This is a genomic window from Campylobacter sp. P091, from assembly GCF_002138935.1.
Taxonomy (GTDB): Bacteria; Campylobacterota; Campylobacteria; order Campylobacterales; family Campylobacteraceae; genus Campylobacter; species Campylobacter devanensis.
Window position 1 is genome coordinate 14,368 of record NZ_MJKZ01000009.1, and the last position, 863, is coordinate 15,230.

3 protein-coding genes are annotated in these 863 nt (G+C 27.7%); all 3 read right to left on the minus strand.

The window, feature by feature from the left end:
- Window positions 1-230, minus strand: a 230-nt coding sequence (locus tag CIGNP91_RS08645; RefSeq protein ID WP_180383234.1) for a hypothetical protein, incomplete at its 3' end; no start/stop codon positions are given.
- On the minus strand, window positions 211-468 hold the full coding sequence (locus CIGNP91_RS08000) for a hypothetical protein (RefSeq protein ID WP_086228831.1): 258 nt from the start codon (window positions 466-468) through the stop codon (window positions 211-213). The genes CIGNP91_RS08000 and CIGNP91_RS08645, both read right to left, overlap by 20 nt.
- Before the next feature lie 50 nt (window positions 469-518).
- Window positions 519-863: RICIN domain-containing protein (locus tag CIGNP91_RS08005; RefSeq protein ID WP_180383235.1), on the minus strand; the 345-nt coding region annotated here is incomplete at its 5' end.

Below are 863 nucleotides of genomic sequence, written 5' to 3' on the forward strand. Positions count from 1 at the left end.
TAATTAAATGTTTCATCTGATTTATTTAAATTTACTATAAGAGATAAACCAGTATCAAGTGTTCTAAGACTTAGTAGTGGAGTAAATTCATCACTTAGCATAGATGATTTTAGTAGTGGTCTAATATTCTCATTATTTACATTAGGTTCTCTATCAGGAACTTTTAATTCATCTGGAGCTTTAATGCTATCTCCTGCAAATCCTTTAGAATCATCTAGTTTTAAAATCATCTATTACAGCATGTGATAGAGTAAAACTAAGTATTAAAAAGAATTTACTTAATAAATTTAATCTTAGAGATTTTAATGCTTTTAATGGATTTATTAATCTAATTGCTCTATTTAAACTATTTAATATATCGAGTTTAAATGCTCTATTAGATATATTAAATTTAACTATTTTACTTAAAGTCTGTAAGATATTTTTATTATTTAACTTAACTATTTTATTAAATAAGCTTACTCTCATTATCTATCTCCTCATAATGGTGAAGTCTGAGTTGGTTCAGGGATAAATATTCACTGCTGTCCAATAGTAAGAGATGGCGAGCAACCCTCCATTGTAATACTAAAAAATCTATTATTATCAGTAATACTTCCAAACTCACTTTTTATGCAGTTTCTTGAAGATGTAGATCTTAACTGAGCTACACCATTATCCATAGCTAATAGTTGCCACTGTTGATTTCTATTATTTCTATTACAACTTCTATGGGTTATATCTCTTCCTTCATCATTAATGCAAGTGTTTGTTAATAGATTTTTTATTAAAACTATATCATCGCCAAGATTTATTATCTGCCATACTCTAGCATCTCCAAACTCTCTTGAATTATCTAAGGTATATCCCCATAGCCAATTACC